The sequence below is a fragment of the Thalassospira lucentensis genome (assembly GCF_001613805.1).
GTDB lineage: Bacteria > Pseudomonadota > Alphaproteobacteria > Rhodospirillales > Thalassospiraceae > Thalassospira > Thalassospira lucentensis_A.
This window is the reverse complement of sequence record NZ_LPVY01000006.1, coordinates 13,878-29,009: the sequence shown is the minus strand read 5'-3', so window position 1 is coordinate 29,009 and position 15,132 is coordinate 13,878. Positions and strand designations below refer to the sequence as shown.

15 protein-coding genes are annotated in these 15,132 nt (G+C 54.0%); 8 read left to right on the top strand and 7 right to left on the bottom strand.

Annotated features, from left to right (window positions below):
- Entirely contained in the window at positions 1 to 1,737 is a 1,737-nt protein-coding gene (locus AUP42_RS07920) for an ABC transporter ATP-binding protein (protein WP_062950657.1), read from the bottom strand.
- Between the two features lie 258 nt (positions 1,738 to 1,995).
- On the opposite strand from AUP42_RS07920, the gene AUP42_RS07915 reads away from it, so the two are divergent.
- Positions 1,996 to 2,829, top strand: coding sequence for a hypothetical protein (locus AUP42_RS07915; protein ID WP_062950655.1), 834 nt, complete (start codon positions 1,996 to 1,998; stop codon positions 2,827 to 2,829).
- A gap of 14 nt (positions 2,830 to 2,843) precedes the next feature.
- On the opposite strand, the gene AUP42_RS07910 is transcribed toward AUP42_RS07915, so the two are convergent.
- Positions 2,844 to 3,953 (bottom strand): glycosyltransferase family 4 protein, encoded by a 1,110-nt coding sequence (locus tag AUP42_RS07910; RefSeq protein WP_062950653.1) that lies wholly within the window; start codon positions 3,951 to 3,953, stop codon positions 2,844 to 2,846.
- Positions 3,950 to 4,867, bottom strand: a complete 918-nt coding sequence (locus AUP42_RS07905) for a UDP-2,3-diacylglucosamine diphosphatase (protein ID WP_007091217.1) — start codon at positions 4,865 to 4,867, stop codon at positions 3,950 to 3,952. Before AUP42_RS07905 ends, AUP42_RS07910 begins: the two co-directional genes overlap by 4 nt.
- A gap of 217 nt (positions 4,868 to 5,084) precedes the next feature.
- Here AUP42_RS07905 and AUP42_RS07900 point away from each other — a divergent pair, with 217 nt between their 5' ends.
- The gene (locus AUP42_RS07900) at positions 5,085 to 6,047 is read left to right on the top strand and encodes a diacylglycerol/lipid kinase family protein (protein WP_062950648.1); all 963 of its coding nucleotides are present in this window, start codon (positions 5,085 to 5,087) and stop codon (positions 6,045 to 6,047) included.
- A gap of 9 nt (positions 6,048 to 6,056) precedes the next feature.
- On the opposite strand, the gene AUP42_RS07895 is transcribed toward AUP42_RS07900, so the two are convergent.
- The gene (locus AUP42_RS07895) at positions 6,057 to 7,406 is read right to left on the bottom strand and encodes a TldD/PmbA family protein (protein ID WP_062950646.1); all 1,350 of its coding nucleotides are present in this window, start codon (positions 7,404 to 7,406) and stop codon (positions 6,057 to 6,059) included.
- A gap of 263 nt (positions 7,407 to 7,669) precedes the next feature.
- Between AUP42_RS07895 and AUP42_RS07890 the strand changes: the two genes are divergently transcribed.
- From AUP42_RS07890 to AUP42_RS07880, 3 genes are all read left to right on the top strand, one after another.
- Positions 7,670 to 8,218 carry a hypothetical protein gene (locus AUP42_RS07890; RefSeq protein WP_062950644.1) on the top strand — a complete coding sequence of 183 codons (549 nt, stop codon included), beginning with the start codon at positions 7,670 to 7,672 and terminating at the stop codon, positions 8,216 to 8,218.
- Positions 8,219 to 8,279: 61 nt separating this feature from the next.
- A complete protein-coding gene (locus AUP42_RS07885; protein ID WP_062950642.1) occupies positions 8,280 to 8,522 on the top strand; it encodes a type II toxin-antitoxin system CcdA family antitoxin in 243 nt (80 codons plus the stop codon).
- Positions 8,522 to 8,812 (top strand): CcdB family protein, encoded by a 291-nt coding sequence (locus tag AUP42_RS07880; RefSeq protein ID WP_062950640.1) that lies wholly within the window; start codon positions 8,522 to 8,524, stop codon positions 8,810 to 8,812. The genes AUP42_RS07885 and AUP42_RS07880 overlap by 1 nt, the downstream gene beginning before the upstream one ends.
- On the opposite strand, the gene AUP42_RS07875 is transcribed toward AUP42_RS07880, so the two are convergent.
- Both AUP42_RS07875 and AUP42_RS07870 read right to left on the bottom strand, forming a co-directional pair.
- The gene (locus AUP42_RS07875; protein WP_062950740.1) at positions 8,809 to 10,335 is read right to left on the bottom strand and encodes a UbiD family decarboxylase; all 1,527 of its coding nucleotides are present in this window, start codon (positions 10,333 to 10,335) and stop codon (positions 8,809 to 8,811) included. The two genes, AUP42_RS07880 and AUP42_RS07875, sit on opposite strands and share 4 nt — an antisense overlap.
- 168 nt (positions 10,336 to 10,503) lie before the next feature.
- The gene (locus AUP42_RS07870; RefSeq protein WP_062950634.1) at positions 10,504 to 10,968 is read right to left on the bottom strand and encodes a hypothetical protein; all 465 of its coding nucleotides are present in this window, start codon (positions 10,966 to 10,968) and stop codon (positions 10,504 to 10,506) included.
- A 262-nt stretch (positions 10,969 to 11,230) separates the two neighbouring features.
- On the opposite strand from AUP42_RS07870, the gene AUP42_RS07865 reads away from it, so the two are divergent.
- The 3 genes from AUP42_RS07865 (at position 11,231) to AUP42_RS21875 (ending at position 14,390) form a co-directional block, all read left to right on the top strand.
- Entirely contained in the window at positions 11,231 to 11,587 is a 357-nt protein-coding gene (locus AUP42_RS07865; protein ID WP_007091209.1) for a DUF4170 domain-containing protein, read from the top strand.
- Between the two features lie 29 nt (positions 11,588 to 11,616).
- On the top strand, positions 11,617 to 12,372 hold the full coding sequence (locus AUP42_RS07860; RefSeq protein ID WP_062950630.1) for a hypothetical protein: 756 nt from the start codon (positions 11,617 to 11,619) through the stop codon (positions 12,370 to 12,372).
- Between the two features lie 320 nt (positions 12,373 to 12,692).
- Positions 12,693 to 14,390: a methyl-accepting chemotaxis protein gene (locus tag AUP42_RS21875; protein WP_062950628.1), complete on the top strand. Its 1,698-nt coding sequence runs from the start codon at positions 12,693 to 12,695 to the stop codon at positions 14,388 to 14,390.
- Positions 14,391 to 14,403: 13 nt separating this feature from the next.
- Here AUP42_RS21875 and AUP42_RS07850 read toward each other — a convergent pair whose 3' ends face one another.
- Complete coding sequence (locus tag AUP42_RS07850) at positions 14,404 to 15,114, bottom strand: class I SAM-dependent methyltransferase (RefSeq protein ID WP_062950626.1); 711 nt, start codon at positions 15,112 to 15,114, stop codon at positions 14,404 to 14,406.
- Positions 15,115 to 15,132: the final 18 nt, after the last annotated feature.

The following is a 15,132-nucleotide window of genomic DNA, read 5'->3' as shown; positions in this document are numbered from 1 at the left end:
TTAGACCTGATTTTCGGTTTCTTCCGAGAATTGCAGATTATAGAGATTGGCGTAAGCCCCTCCCAGTGCAAGCAATTCTTCATGACGTCCCTGTTCCGTGACGCGTCCGTTCTGAATAACGCAAATCTTGTCGGCATCAATAATTGTCGACAGGCGATGCGCAATAACAAGCGTTGTGCGACCCTTCATAAGTTCGGTCAGGGCACCCTGAATATGGCGTTCCGATTCCGTATCAAGAGCCGACGTCGCCTCGTCCAGAAGCAGGATCGGAGCATTTTTCAACATTGCCCGCGCAATCGCAATACGCTGGCGCTGCCCGCCCGAAAGCTTCACACCATGTTCTCCGACAATGGTGTCATAACCGTTTTCAAGCTGCAGGATGAAATCATGCGCTGCCGCGTGGCGGGCGGCTTCTTCGATTTCGGCGTCGGTCGCACCAAACCGGCCATAGGCGATGTTGGACCGCACCGTATCATCAAACAGCGTGATTTCCTGACTGACCAGTGCGGTTGCCGAACGCAGGCTTTCCAGTGTCACATCGCGGATATCCTGACCATCAATGGTGATCGTACCTGCATTGATGTCGTAAAATCGCGGGATCAGGTTCAGGATCGTCGATTTACCGGCACCCGAGGGCCCGACAAGCGCGATCGTCTGACCGGCTTCGATATCAAGGCTGATATCGTGTAATGCCGTCGTTTCATCGTTATAGGAAAACGCGACATCCTTGAAATGAATGGCGCCGCCCTTGACCTCAAGCGTTTTGGCATCCTCGGCATCGCGAATTTCCGGTTCGATATCAAGAACGGTAAACACGCGCTGGGATGCTGCAAGACCGGCCTGCAGGTTGATATTGATATTGGCAAGGCGCTTGACCGGTTCATATGCCAGCAACAGGGCGGTGATGAACGAAAAGAAACTGCCCGGGTCGCTTGCCCCGTCAATGACGCGGCTGCCGCCGTAAATAATGATGGTCGTGATCGCGGCCCCGCCGAGTGTTTCCATGATGGGGGACGAACGTGCGCTGACTTTCTGCGCCTTGAAGCTCAGATCGAAAACGGTTTCGACAAGCTTTTCCATTCGTGAACATTCATAGGGTTCCATGCCATAGGCTTTGACATGACGGACACCCTGAAAAGTCTGTTCCAGAAGGGTCGCAAATTCACCGATCTGCTGTTGCGTATTGGCCGAAACCTTGCGCATCCGCCGACCCAGACGGGCAATTGGCAGGATGGCGGCGGGAAAAACGGTAAAGGCAATGATCGCAAGCTGCCAATCCTGATAGAACATGACGCCAATCAGAACGATGGCAGTCAGAAAGTCCTTGCCAAAACCGGTCAGCGATACGGAAACGGCCGCACGCATTGCGGTGATATCACTGGTAAAGCGCGTGATCAGTTTGCCGGTATTGGTGCTGTGGAAAAAGCCGATATCAAGCCGGATGACATGCTCGTAAAGTTTGTTCTGGATATCGGCAAGAATACGACCGCCGACATAGCTCATCAGAACCGATTGCCCGTAATTGGCAAAGCCTTTCAGCGCGAAGGCTGCAAGGACGGCAACCCCGACAGGGACCAGCATCGCCGGGTTCTTTTTGACGAAGACCTCGTTAATCACCGGGTCCATCAGATAGGCATAGCCGCCGGTTGCCGCCGCCATAAGTGCCATGCAAACCAAAGCCAGAACAATTTTGCCGAAATAGGGGGCAACCGCATCCTTAACGATGCGTTTGATCATTGGCAATGTGTTCCAATGTTCTGTCGTGCGATCTAGCGAATGCTTTGGCAATGAATTCTTCCCGGTCGTGCGACGCCATTTCCGATTGTGTCAGCCTGACACTATCTATATGGAGTAAGCATCATGAATGTCTTAATCTTTCCGGGCTGTTGCTAGCATGCCCGGGCAGGTGCGGCAAGCCGCAGCAACTTGACTTGACTGATACTAATAGGGCCTGCCGGAAAGCAGGCCACGAAAAACGACATATAAGATAAAAAAATGACAGAGCAACTCCACGTGTTCGTGGAACAGACGATTGCGCAAGGTGTGGGCGCACGGGTTTTTCCGCTGCGTTGGGCCGGGCGCCGTATCTGGGTCAAGCAGGCTGTTCCACCAAAGGAAAAGGGCTGGCATCGCCTGCAGCGGTTGATCGCGACCCTGACGCGGATACCGATGTTGCGCCCGACCGTATCGCCCGGCGGCAAGGCCGGTCTGGCGAGCGAGGCTGAAATCATTGATGCCTTGACGAAGGCGGGGGTTCTGGTTCCCGATCTTCTGGCGGTCACAGATAACTGGATTGCAATCGGGGATAACGGGGTCATTTTGCAAACCGTCATCAGCGATGCGGTAAAGGCCGGTGATGAAGACCGTGTTGCCGAACTGATTGCCAAGGCCGGGGCCGCATTGGCCGATTTGCACATCAGCGGCTTTACCCATGGCGCACCCCTTCTGCGCAACATGACCATCCGTGATGATGGCAGGATCGGCTTCATCGATTTCGAGGAAGACCCCAACAAACGCATGCCATTGCCCGACGCGCAGGCGCGCGATGTCCTTCTGTTTCTGTTTTCCATCCAGCGCGGCTTCAAACGTCGTCCTGATCTTTTGCGTGCCGGATGGCGGGCATATCTCGTGATAACCGGCATGACCGCGCCGCAAATGAAACCGCTGTCTCATATCGTGCGGGTTATTCGACCGGTTTACATCGCACTGAAACCTTTCCGTCGCTGGCTCGGGACGGATGCGATCAATGCGATGCTGGCATATGGCGTTCTGCGTCGAAGCCTGCGTGGCAAGGACGCCTCACAGGACGTTTCTCTGGTCGCCAAATAAAATACCGGCGCAGATTACTGCGCCGGTTGTTCCACGGGCATGGCGATTGCCGGTTCCACCGATGCTTTCACCTCGGTGATGTCTTCAACCGTCAGACGTTTTGCCGTAGCCCCGTCAAATCCGCCCGAAAACGGTGCCAGATTGTGCAGGAACTGGTTGGCTGAATTGCGCCAGCTATATTGTTCCGCCAATGCACGGGCGTCTTTACCGTCAAGCTCAAGGGCTGCCATGGCGGCTTCGCGAAGGTCGGCGTCAATCGCGCCTGCCTTGGTCTCGCGCACGATATCGGCCGGTCCCTGAACCGGGAATACCGCAACCGGGGTTCCCGATGCTAGGGCCTCAAGGATAACAAGGCCAAAGGTATCGGTTTTGCTCGGGAAGACAAAAACATCGGCTGACGCAAAGGCGATTGCCAATTCCTCGCCTATTTTTTTGCCAAGGAACTGCGCATTCGGATATTTCGATTTCAGTTCTGTCAGTTGCGGCCCGTCACCGACAACGAATTTTGTCCCCGGCAGGTCAAGATCCAGAAAATGGCCGATATTCTTTTCAACCGCCACCCGGCCAACAAACAGCCAGTGCGGTTTGGGGAAATCCCCGAAACTTGCATCCGGTCGTGGTTTGAACAGGTTAAGGTCAACACCGCGTGACCAGATATTCAGCTTGTTAAAGCCGCGATCCGCCAGTTCTTCGCGAAGCGTTTCTGTGGCCACCATGACCGATTGTGATTTGTTATGGAACCGCCGCATCCCGCGATAGGAAATCGAAAGCGGCAGGCGCGTCCGCGCATGCAGATATTCCGGGAACCGGGTGTGATAGGCCGATGAAAACGGCAGTTCGCGTTTCAGGCAATAAGCGCGTGCAGCCTGCCCCAGCGGGCCTTCGGTTGCGATATGGATGGCAACCGGCTGCAGGGCATCAATCATCCGGGCAAGCTTGCGTTTGGCAAACAGAGCCAGCCTGATTTCCGGATAGGTAGGGCAGGGGATCGTCCGGAATTGATCGGGCGAGATGATATGGACGTCGTGCCCCATCTCGCCCAGTTCGTTGCGCACGGTTTCAAGGGTGCGCACTACTCCATTTACCTGGGGGTACCAGGCATCGGATACGATCAATATTCTCATGCGGTCTTTCCAATCGGCGTGCCGCTGTTCTTTTTTGAACTGCGGGACGCGGTGCGGGTACTTTCCCCGGCTATCCGGAACAGCGACATCAGCTTGCCAAGTCCAAGGGACGGCGCACTGGCAGCATCGCGGCCGGGTTGGGAATGTGTCATCGCCATCTGGCGCATATCCGCCCAGTAAAGCAGTTCAAGTTTTCCGGTCTTGTCTTCGACAAGCGCGGTGCAGCTTTCGACCCAGTCGCCGTCATTGCAATACAGCACATCGCCAATCATCCGCTTTTCGGCGTGATGGATATGGCCGCAAACCACGCCATCCACCTTGCGTTTGGCGGCTTCGTGCGCGACGGCATTTTCGAAATTGCAGACGAACTGGACCGCGTTCTTGACCCGGTTTTTAAGATAGGCCGAGAGCGACCAGTATCCGTAACCCAATCGGCGGCGAATGCCGTTGTAGTAACGGTTCAGGACAATCGCGAGGTTGTAGGCCGTATCCCCAAGATAGGCGAGCCACTTGGCATATTTGACGACACCATCAAACTCGTCGCCATGAATGATCAGAAGCTTTCTGCCATCCGCCGTCTCGTGAATGTCGTTCATCTTGACTTCGACATGCCCGAAGGTCATGTCGACAAACTCGCGGGCGAATTCATCATGGTTGCCGGGCACAAAGATGACCTTCGCGCCATTTTTGGCCTTGTCCATGATTGTGGTGATCACGGCATGGTGGCTTTCGGGCCAGTACCAGCTTTTCTTAAGCCGCCAGCCGTCAATGATATCGCCAACCAGATAATAGGTATCTGCCGTTACTTCATTGAGGAAATCCAAAAGAAGATCTGCCTGACATCCACGTGTTCCGAGATGGACGTCTGAAATCCAGACCGTGCGGTAATGCGGTTGCAGCGTCATCGCTGTCATTGCCGCTCCTCCGTATCCTGCCATAAGGACGGCTGGAATCCGACGGTTTTACATGCCGGATACTGTCCCCAACCAGTAATTGTTTAAAACAAATGGCGCGAATATATAACCCGTTCATATAAATTTATCGGTTCTGTCAATATCCTGTTACATATTTCATTTTGTATAAAGGGAACGCGAAAGTAATGTTTCATTTTTATTTCGAAAGTTTTTCGCAATGACCCATGACGGGGTAACGGTCATCTTCAATCCGCGTGCAGGCGGAAACAAACAGCGGTTCCTTTCAAGCATTTTACAGAAGGCTGGCATAAAGGTTGAATTGTTACAGACAACCCATCCCGGTCATGCCCGTGAACTGGCACGCAAGGTTCGTGCCCATCAACGGCTTTTTGTTGCCGGCGGGGATGGGTCGCTGAACGAGGCCCTGAACGGTTTGCTTGATGCGCAGATCGAAGGCCACGAAGTCCCGCCGCTTGGCATCATTCCGCTGGGAACGGCCAATGTTCTGGCGGTCGAGGTCGGGCTTGAAATCCACGCGCAGGCAATTGCCGATTACATCAATAACCCGGCCCAGGTCTGGGTGCGGCCCGGTCTGGTCAATGGCCGGGCGTTCTTTTTGATGGTCGGCATGGGCGCGGATGCCGATACCGTCGCAAATGTGTCGCTAAAGCTTAAAAGACTGATCGGCAAGGGGGCATATGTTATCGAAGGGCTCCGGAATATCATCTTTCCGCATCACCGCGATTTCGAGGTTAATATCGGGCGTGAACAATATCGCGTCGCCGGTGTGGTTGCGACACATGCCAAGCATTATGGCGGGGCGTTCGTTATTTCACCTGATGCCAAACTGACCGATAACAGCCTTGATGTCGTGCTGATGCCCGGCAGCGGCTTTATGGCGCTGGCGCGATACGGGATTGCTTTGACCCTGAACCGGTTGCACGCGCAAACCGATGTATCGGTCGTACAGACCGAACGACTGACCATCACCAGCCATTGCGGCCCGGCACCCTTGCAGATTGACGGCGAAAGTGCCGGCAAGCTGCCGTGTGAAATCAGCCTGTCACCCTATCCGGTGCGGGTTATGGTGCCACAGGCCTATGCCGACCAATGCAATGGCCGCCAAAACGAAAACAGGGATGCGCCAAACACACCCCTGTTGCAAATCGCCGCAGATTGATTTTCGAACTTATTGCCCGGCCAGCGTCATGCCATCAACCCGGATTGTCGGGGCATTGGTGCCGTATTTGAAGGTCAGGTCATTGGCCGGAATGGCCGTTCTGAACATGTCCTTAAGGTTACCGGCAACCGTGATTTCGGAAACCGGATAAGCCAGTTCACCATTTTCGATCCAGAAGCCCGATGCACCCCGCGAATAATCGCCGGTCACACCGTTGACGCTGCTGCCGATCATCTCGGTGATGTAAAGGCCCTGTTTGATGTCCTTGATCATGTCGGCGGGCGATATGGTGCCCGGTTCCATGTAAAGGTTGGTGGTCGACGGACCCGGCAGGCTTCCGGCACCGCGCGATGCGTTGCCGGTTGATTTCAGGCCAAGCTGGCGGGCGGACCGCAAATCCATGATCCAGGTTTTCAGAACGCCATTTTCAATCAGATGACGTTTTTCGTTGGCAACACCTTCGGCGTCAAACGGTTTGGAACGCAGGCCACGTTTGCGGTGCGGGTTATCAATGATGTTGATCCCCGGCGCAAAGATTTCCTTGCCCATGGCATCCAGAAGGAAACTGGTGCCGCGCGCAATGCCCGATCCGTTGATCGCACCGGCCAGATGCCCGACGAGGGATGCGGAAACGCGCGGATCATAGATTACCGGGACCTGCGTGCTTTTGACCTTGCGCGGGTTCAGCCGTTTCAGGGTCTTTTCCGCTGCCTTCAGGCCGATATCGACCGGATCGCGCAGATCGGTCGAAAAGACCGCACTGTCATAGTCATAATCGCGTTCCATGCCGGTGCCGGTCCCGGCAAGGACGGATACGGAAATGTGGCTGCCGCTGCCGGCATAGGAATTGGCAAAGCCGTTGGTCGCGGCAAGCGTGATCTGATGGGTTCCCCAACCGGCGTCGGCGCCCTCGGAATTTGTGATGCCTTCAACCGACCTTGCTGCTTCTTCACAGGCGGTGGCCCATGCAATCAGCTTTTCCTGGCTGACTTCACCCGGCTCGCAAAGCTCAAGCGCCTCGACGTCAAATGTTTCGGCCAGTTCGGATGGGTCGGCAATGCCGCAGAACGGGTCCTCGGGGGCGTTTTTCGCCATGGCGACGGCGCGCTCGACCAGTTCTTTCAAAGCGCTTTCGCTGGTGTCGGATGACGACACAACTGCCTGCTGCTTGCCGATCAGAACACGCAGGCCAAGATCGGCACCTTCGGATCGTTCAAGCTTCTCCATCTTGCCCAGTCGCTGCGATACCGAAAGTGACGTGCCTTCGACATAAACGGCATCCGCATCGTCGGCACCCGCCTTTTTTGCACGCGCCAGCAGGTCGGTGATGCGATCGAGTGTCATGTCGGTTTTGGGCATGGAAGCTCCCTTTGATCGGAATGTGGTTTCCTATGGTTATAGGCAGGCTGATCGCTTTTCGCAAAGGGCAAGAAAAGGATAGGGACCTGAAACTGTCGCCTATATCATCGCCGGTGATGGTCTGCTTCGCCTATGCCCTGTGTCCAAGGCGTTTGTTTGACCGGAATTGATCTTTGGCCATTTTTTCTCCGCAAGTTGCTATTATGACCGGAAAACCGAACCGGGAAAAACCGGAAACCTGCAAGAAATGACGGAAAACACACGTGCGAAACCTGTTTGTGGCAACACTGCTTCTGGGAATGTCCTTGCCGATGTTGCAGGCTAATGCCCAGGAAACTGCGACACCAAATGATACTGTGGCGGCACCTGTAACCGCCAATGATCTTTACCGCGAAATGCGCATTCAGGCCGGGCAATATGCAGCCCAGAACCGCCATCAGGTTCTGGTGGGGGATTTCACCTGCGACGATATCAATGACCAGATCGTCGGCTGGGTGGATCGTGACAATCCCGAAGGACCGTTTTTCGATGTCCTGATGGTGACCAATCACAAGGGGCAGGCGCATTCCGAATTAAAGCAGATTCCGTTCGCCCAGTCCGAACAATACGCCCTTTGCATTGACGATAAAACCGCCCCACCGGTCATGAGCTGGCAGGTCAACGATCCCGAATATATGCGTGATGTCATGGGCGATGGCGATCTTTGCAATGTTGCCGTCCGGATCGACGATTTCATGTGCGACGCGCCACAGTTTTTCTGGTCTGACAAACCATCTGATGACGGACAGCATTGGCTGTTTTTCCGGAATTGAGGCGGGAAAGTATGCGTGATATACTACGCATATGTTATGCACATAAATCATGGGGTAAGTTATGGGCGCTGTCACGAACAAACATACCCGCAAGGCAACCAATGTCAGTCTTGATTCCGAACTTCTGGAAACGGCAAAGCAGCTTGGAATCAATATTTCACGCAGTGCCGAGGCCGGACTGAGAGACGCTGTCACGAAACGACAGGCCGAAATCTGGAAAAAGGAAAACAGTGCGGCGATACAGGCCAGCAATGACTATGTTGAAACGCACGGTATTCCACTGGCATCGCATCGAAAATTCTGATGGCACGTTATGACATTCATAAATTCGCCAACGGATATGTTGTGGATGTGCAGGCCGATCTTCTTGCCGATATGACCACGCGTGTGGTTGTACCGCTTCGCCCGCATTCGGAAATACCAAAACCAATCGGGCGTTTGAACCCGGTCATCCTGATTGGCGATACCCGATGGGTTTTGCTTCCGCAGTTCATTGCGACAGTCGCGGTTGCCGAACTCGGAGAGGTGGTCGGTGAGTTTTCTGAAAAATTTGCACTCACCGACGCACTGGACATGGTGTTTCAGGGAATTTAATCCCGCCAGATTTTCTTGCCCGATCCCGGCAATCCGTATCGATCCCATTTGGCATCAACCCGATCAATGATCTCGTCTTCCATAAAGATCTTTTCGCCCCATTCCCGGTGGGTTTCGGGGGGTAGCTTGTTGGTCGCGTCAAGGCCAAGCTTGCCGCCAAGGCCGCTTTCGGGTGATGCGAAATCAAGATAATCGATCGGTGTTTCGGTCACGGTGGTGATGTCGCGCACCGGGTCCATGCGGGTTGAAATCGCCCACATCACGTCTTTCCAGTCGCGCACATCAATATCGTCATCCACGACAATGACGAATTTCGTATACATGAATTGCCGCAGGAACGACCACACACCCATCATCACGCGCTTGGCATGCCCCGGATAGGCCTTCTTCATCGATACGACCGCGATGCGATACGAACATCCTTCGGGCGGCAGCCAGAAATCGACGATTTCGGGGAATTGCTGCTGCAATAGCGGCACGAAAACATCGTTCAATGCTTCGCCAAGGACTGATGGCTCATCTGGCGGACGACCGGTAAAGGTCGACAGATAGATCGGCTTTTTACGCATGGTAATCGCGGTCAGGGTGAATACCGGGAATTCCTCGACCGAGTTATAATAACCGGTATGGTCGCCATACGGCCCCTCGGGCGCATATTCATCCAGCGACACATAGCCTTCCAGAATGATTTCTGCCGTCGCCGGGACTTTCAGCGGAACGGTTTTGCAATCAACCAGCTCGACCTTTTCCCCGCGCAGCAATCCGGCAAACTGATATTCCGAAAGCGTATCGGGAACCGGGGTTACCGCGGCAAGGATCGTACCCGGATCGGCACCCAGCACGATGGCAGCCGGCAACGGATCGCGCTTTTCCTTTTTCCAGCGCGCATGATGCTGCGCCCCGCCACGATGTTTCAGCCAGCGCATGATCGCCTTGTTCTTGCCCAGAACCTGCATGCGATAGATGCCAAGATTGAACACATCGCGTTTGTCACCGCCCTTTTCGTTGGCGGTCGGGCCCTGGGTCACAACCAGCGGCCACGTGATCAGCGGGGCCGGTTCACCCGGCCAGCATGACTGGATCGGCAATTTTGAAAGGTCAATGTCATCGCCTTCAAGGATGATTTCCTGACACGGGGCCTTGGAAACCGTTTTGGGTTTCATCGCCATCACGGTCTTGGCCAGCGGCAGCATTGAAAATGCTTCCTTGAGGCTTCCCGGTGGTTCGGGCTGTTTGAGAAACGCCAGCGTCTCGCCGACTTCGCGCAATTCTTCGGGCTTGCGGTTCATGCCGGCCGCCACGCGGTCCACGGTGCCAAAAAGGTTCACCAGAACCGGCATGTCGTATTTCTGGCCATCTTCGCCAATGACATTTTCAAACAGGACCGCCGGGCCACCTTCGGCCAGAAGGCGTGTCTGAATTTCCGTCATCTCAAGATAGGGGGAAACCGGTTCGCTAACCCGGACCAGACGGTCTGTCTTTTCAAGCTCGTCGATGAAGTCGCGAAGGGATTGATAGGGCATGGGCACCGCAATCTGTGAAATCGGTCGGTCAAAGCTGGCAATAGCCGGGCCAGCAACAAACCGTGCCAACAATAAATCTGTTGTTTCACGAATTAATACGGTGCAGGCGCGATGTCCAGCATCCACTCCCTTCCGGAAGTCAAAGGGAGTGGATGCCAGACCGGAAAATTACGAGGAACGATTGGTGTAATATGCGACGTTTCCATCATTATCGATGGTTGCCAGCTGCCCCGCCTTGGTTAGGACGGACATGCAATCATCTTCCTCATCCTGGCCCCAAAGGCACAGATATTGCCCCTGTTCGATGGTCCAGAGTTTTTCGCGCATGCCGCGATCACCGTCCTCGTCAATCCAGGTGATTGATGCCATGCCATTCTGGAAATAGGTGACATTCACATTGGTTTCCTTGCCCTCGTCACGATAGGAAAAGGTCTGATCATTGATCGTGTTGACCAATGCGGTGCCGGTTAACGGGCTGTATCCCGACGCAACAACCGTCGCGGTGGCTTCTTCCATATCGTCACTTTGAACATCAATATCCGGGGTCGCCGACGGTGTCCCGCAGGCAGACAGGGCCGCGGTGATCGAAATAACGCCAGCAAGACCGGCACGCTTGATATGTGTTATGTTCATTTTGTTTTCCTTTTGCTCTTTGTGCCCACCAAATCATTTGGGATATCTGCCGTCCAAAGCGGCGATCCGGCAGAGCGAACAGTCAGAATAAAAAGGAAAATTGTCGCCTTCTGGTCGTCTATGCGTCGACTGAATGGCAATATTGACCAAATTGGTGGTGTCGGTTGCAGACGGATTTGGTTATACAGGGGCAAGAAACCGGGTTGCGCAGCACCACCCTGTGCGGCCTGTCGACATTCACCAAAGCATGAAGGACGCACAGATGGCCAAGTACTGGGTTATCGGGGGCACCTATCAGGATACCGGTTTTGACAAGCCGATCGGCGAAGAAACCAAAGTCGGTCCGTTTGGCAGCTTCGAAGACGCGGAAAAAGAATGGTCCAAGATGGCCTGGCAGTCGGTTGACGACGCCAATTCGCGTTACCGTATCGAACGTCTCGAAGAATACTGGGTTGTCGGTGGCGAATACGAAACCACTGATTTCGAAAAGCCGGTCGGCGGCGAAGAAGAACGCCACGGCCCGTTTGCGACCTTCAAGGATGCCGAAAAGGCGTGGTCGAAACTGGCTTGGCAGCACGTCGATAACTGCAATTGCCGTTATCGCGTCGTTGAAGGCTGAACCGGCCTTAAAACCGGAACCGATTGACGATGTTTTCTGTTTCTGATGCGCAGGCGATCCCGGATCGTTCCTTGCGAGAACAGATTGAAAAACACCCACGCGCGCAGGATCTCCTGCGCGCGTTTTTATATCCCTATAGCGCGCCGGATCATGACTTCCTGTTTGTCGATGGTGCGGTTATGGCCCTTCCGGGCGACAGTATTAAGGATGCCATCGCCGGACGAATACCTGTTCTGGCCGTGGGGTCCAACCGGGCCCCGGTTCAATTGGCGCGAAAATTTGCCGCCCCGCGTCATCTGGACCCGGTTCCGGTCACGGTTGGCTGGATGGATCATCACGATATCGTCTATTCCGCGCATATGACCGGCTATGGCGCGATCCCGGCAACATTGGCCCCGTCACCCGGAACCCGTGTACGGGTTGCCGTGACGTGGCTGAATGCGGTGCAACTGACCCATATGCACGCAACGGAATCCGTTCCCGATCATTACCGGTACCAGCAGATTGACGGAAAAAACCTGCATCTTGATTGCGGGGTATCGGTTGATCTGATCGGTAGCTATCAGTCGACTGCCGGGCATGTTTTTGATGCGAATGATATCTTTGCCCTTGCGGGGATCGCAGCAACGAAACGGCGGTTCAGGTCCCTGAACCAGTGGGAAATGATCGCCCATATCGCGATGCGCGCGGGGCACCCGATGCATCCCGATTTCGTGCTTTGGTTGACTGATAATATTGTAATGCGGAAAAAACTGGTCGGCCGCTATTTAAAACCGGTGGAATGATCCCACATCAGAACTATCGTTCCATTACGTTGTTGCTTTCTTTTCCATGTTTTGTAACCATTTGAAATTGCTTTTATTTTGAATGTAATTCGCAAAGGGGAAAAGCAGCCTGAAGCCAAAGAGACTCTGATGACTGCAATTGGATGAACCAGAAACATCCGGTTGTATTCGTTGAAAATACAATTCCGATGCTCGGGGTACAACAGAGGTATCGGAATGGGAAAAATCAAAAGATCCTTTGGGGGGATTAACTGGCGCAGTTTTTCTGCTGCCAGCATTGCTGCGTTTTGCAGCAATGACCATTTCGTGGGGAGGATGAAATGTTTAGTGCGCGGTCCGACGATGCCCATATCGTCGAAGCGATCAAAAGATCCCAGGGTACTATCGAGTTCACGCTTGATGGCAAGATACTGGATGCGAACCAGAATTTCCTGAACCTGATGGGCTATGACCTGTCAGAAGTTCGCGGCAAACATCACAAAATGTTTGTCGATGAAGAATATGCCCAAAGTTCCGAATACAGGGATTTCTGGGAAAAACTGCGTGCGGGTAAATTCTTTACCGCCGAATTCCAGCGATTTGGCAAGAATGGCAAGGAAGTCTGGATACAGGCAACCTATAACCCGGTGCTGAATCACCGGGGCGTTCCCTACAAGGTTTTCAAAGTCGCAACAGATATCACCGATCGTAAACTGAGATCGGCGGATTATGCCGGACAGGTCGATGCCATCGGAAAATCCCAGGCCGTCATCGAATTTGCCATGGATGGTACGATCCTTAAGGCCAATGAAAACTTCCTTTCTGCGATGGGATACGAGCTGTCCGAGGTGCAGGGTAAACATCACCGGATGTTTGTTTCACCCGAATTTGCGCAAAGCCGCGAATATGCCGATTTCTGGGCCAGGCTGCGCGATGGCAAATATATGTCGGCCGAATATCAGCGCTTTGGAAAGAACGGGAAGGAAGTCTGGATACAGGCCAGTTACAACCCGATCATGGATATGTCCGGGCGCCCATTCAAAGTTGTAAAATATGCAACCGACATCACAGCCGAAAAAATACAAAGAGCCGATTTTGCAGGCCAGATCAATGCCATTGGCAAATCGCAGGCGGTTATTTCGTTTGAAATGGACGGCACGATCATTGATGCCAATGACAATTTCCTGAATGCGATGGGCTATTCCCGCGAGGAGGTCAAAGGAAAGCATCACAGCATGTTTGTCGATCCAGAATATGCCAAAAGCGACAAATATCGTGATTTCTGGGCGGCTCTTGGACAGGGGAAATATCAGGTCGCGGAATTCAAACGCTTTGGCAAGGGCGGCAGGGAAATCTGGATTCAGGCCAGCTATAACCCGGTGATAGATATGAATGGTCGGCCATTCAAGGTGGTCAAATATGCCACCGACATCACCAAACAGGTTCAGACCCGTATCACGGCCGAAGAACTTGCAGAAGGATCAAGCGCAAGTGCCGAAGCCGTCGCCAGCGCATCCGAGGAAATGCTGTCAGCCATTCAGGAAATCAGCGAAAGCATGCAGCGTTCCCAAATCGCCGTGACGGACATTGTTTCAAAAATCCAGATGGCCGATGAAATCCGCGGAGAGCTGGAAACAACATCCGAAGCGATGACCGGCGTGGTGCAGATCATCCGTGATCTGGCTGAACAGGTAAACCTGCTGGCCCTGAATGCAACGATTGAGGCCGCGCGCGCCGGCGATGCGGGCAAGGGTTTTGCCGTGGTTGCGGGGGAAGTCAAAAACCTTGCAACCCAGACTGCCAAGGCAACCGATCAGATCGAAGTGCAGATCAGCTCGATGCTGAGCATCACCAAACGTGTCGTCAGTTCGACACAGCAAATTTCAACATCCGCCAACGAAGTCAGCGATTACGTCAATGCGGTGGCTTCGGCAGTGGAAGAACAAACCAGCGTGACACAGGATATTTCAAAGAATATCCAGTTCGTGTTCACCGGCATCAGCGAACTGAATGACTGCGTAAAACAGATCGCAAGCTGAATAGATCCCGACCCTAATTCTCCCGGTCTGGCAAAAGCTGCCAGATCCGGGTGAATTTGTTTTCAACATCCTCGACGGCGACATCCACCGGCACGTCATAGGTTTCAAGTTCGTCGATATTGTGTGTCGGGGCATATGTCCGGCCCGGATCGGCAAGGATCACACGCGTGCCAAGTCGTGCCTCGCCCATCAGCCATTGCAGAACGGCGTTGGCCATTTGCTGCTGATAACAGACATCACCAGCAAAAATCACATCCCAGCGCCGGGTTGCCGATTGGGTGCCGACAAAGTTTTCGGTCGTGGTTTCAAATGCAACGCCATTGCGCTTGGCATTCAGTCGGGTGGCGGTAATGGCCACCGGGTCAATGTCGTTTGCCAGAATGCTGTCCGCACCGGCCATGACGCAGGCAATCGCCTGCATGCCGCCACCGCACGCAAAATCCAGAACCTTTTTACCGCGAACCAATTCCGGGTGATCAAGGATGTATCGCGTAATCGCCTGTCCGCCCGGCCATGCAAACGCCCAATAGGGCGGCGGAATATCCAGCACGCCAAGAATATCCTCGGTCGCCTGCCAAAGTGGCGTGATATGGGTGGCCAGATACATTTCGACCTCGGGCGCCAATGGCACCCGTGCCGGTACGGTAAAGGTATCGATCAGATCGGCAAAACGCGGATCGTCGACTTCGGGGACCAAGGCATCGGCGAAAACATTATCGGTCATGATCGGCCCATATCAGGG